General features: G+C 37.6%; 2 protein-coding genes. Both read right to left on the bottom strand.

The features are described from left to right. Positions 1 to 122: 122 nt before the first annotated feature. On the bottom strand, positions 123 to 971 hold the full coding sequence (locus Q0212_RS04260; RefSeq protein WP_297922708.1) for a hypothetical protein: 849 nt from the start codon (positions 969 to 971) through the stop codon (positions 123 to 125). Beyond that, complete coding sequence (locus tag Q0212_RS04255; protein WP_297922705.1) at positions 964 to 1,752, bottom strand: ParB/Srx family N-terminal domain-containing protein; 789 nt, start codon at positions 1,750 to 1,752, stop codon at positions 964 to 966. The genes Q0212_RS04260 and Q0212_RS04255 overlap by 8 nt, the downstream gene beginning before the upstream one ends. Positions 1,753 to 1,928: the final 176 nt, after the last annotated feature.

Here is a 1,928-nt window from a genome sequence, read left to right as displayed (position 1 = left end):
ACAGCGTTTTATCATCTATGCCGATATATGCAGCAACTTCTTTAATAGGCACACCATAAGAACGCAAAGCGATAATTTCTGCTCTCGTTTTTTCTGTTGGTTGGTGCAATGGTTTTGACATATTAGTCCTCTCTAATAATTTTAGGGACTGCATTTTTCCAGTGCACCTCGTGGTGTATCCTTAAATGGGTATCGCCCATGCTTGCGATTTTAACGCAACTCGGCGCGGCCATGACCGAATAAAAAGACTTGGTGTATGTGCCAAGCTCTAAATATATCTCAGTCAGTCCACCCGCATTGGTTTGTGTTTCTTTTTGCACAACGCTATTCATCAGCGATGTTAAAATAATTTGCCCTCGCTGGCCTTCGGTCACGCTGCTGGTTAAGTCCTCATTGATTGTGCCTTTAAACTCAATCGGCTTGTCTGCGCTAAAAAAATAAAGATTCATCATTTTTCGACTGACCTTAAATCCGTTTTTCACCTTGCTATTATCTTTCCCGCCGATATAATCTCCACCCTGTGCAAAGCAAACAGTGTCAACGCCTGATGTCTTTAAAAAGTTGACGTATGCTGCAAAAACCCCATCAGCATTTTTGATCTTTTTAGCATAATACCCTCCGTCTGCTGTAATGCGATATTCTAACGCTGTATAATCATCATCAGCAACAATAAAAAACTTTAAGCCTAGTTTTTTTGCTGCGTCCCACATAGCGTTTCTTGCATATACAACACAGGCTTTATTTCCAAAATTATCCATTTTGTCAAACTTTCCAATGTATTCATCTTTGCTAAATACTATAACTTTATCGCCATATTTTTCTTTGTATTGCTCTAGCTGTTTATCTTCATCATCGCATAATAAATAAATGTCGCCTGTATATCCTGATTTTCTAAGGCTGTCTATTGTAAAAACTCTATCATATCTACCATGCGTGGGGATTATAACGGCATAATCTAGTAGCTTATTCATTCTCAGATTCCCCGCTTAATCTCATAAGCTCTTTTGTCAGTTTTACGTACCCATTTTCTATTGCTTTGTTGTAATCAATAATAACGAGTGCTGACTCTTCCATTAAAGACTTAATATCTGCGTCTTGGCGTGCGTAAAACTCTGCTATTTTTTCATAATTAAAAACAGTGTGCCGCGTGGCTGCCGCCATTAAAAAGCCTTTTACATCATCGGGCATATTTGTTTTTAATATTTTTTCTACTAAATTTCCTGTTTTATCATTATTATATAATTCTTGAATTGTTGGATTTTCGCCTTTTATCTCATAAATAGGAGTCTCAAGTTTTGCAGTGTATTTATCTTCGTCCATCTTTCTTTCATCGCCAAAAACGCCACTATCTATATCTTCAATCTGGCCTAATTCAAAACCAGTTAGCTCCAAATTAAAACCATTATCTGCAAGTTCTGCAAACTCTACACGAAGCATTTCCTCGTCCCACCCTGCATCTAAAGCAAGACGGTTATCAGCAATAATATAAGCGCGTTTTTGTGATTCGCTTAAATGGCTAATTTGTAGCACTGGTACTTCTTTCAAACCTAACTTTTGAGCGGCCATAACGCGGCCATGACCTGCAATGATGCCGTTGTCTTTATCAATCAAAACAGGACTAAGAAAACCAAACTCTTTAATGCTTGACGCGATTTTATTTACCTGTACATCGCTATGAGTTCGGCTGTTTCGCGCATAAGGAATTAAATCTGATACTAAAACGGTTTTATAGTTCGGATTATCTGCACTCATATCATCACCCCAAACCTTTAACGAAAACCCACAACAATAAAAACGGAAAGCTGACCATTGACAAAAGCGTATAAATCACAAAATAATTAGGCTTCATTTTTTGCGCCATTCACTGAATGACTGTTTAAGTTTTGGCAACGCAATAATTATCTGTATAACTGTATAAAGAATCGTTG

It is taken from the genome of uncultured Agitococcus sp., assembly GCF_937920075.1.
Lineage (GTDB): Bacteria > Pseudomonadota > Gammaproteobacteria > Pseudomonadales > Moraxellaceae > Agitococcus.
This window is presented reverse-complemented; position numbering and strand designations above follow the sequence as displayed.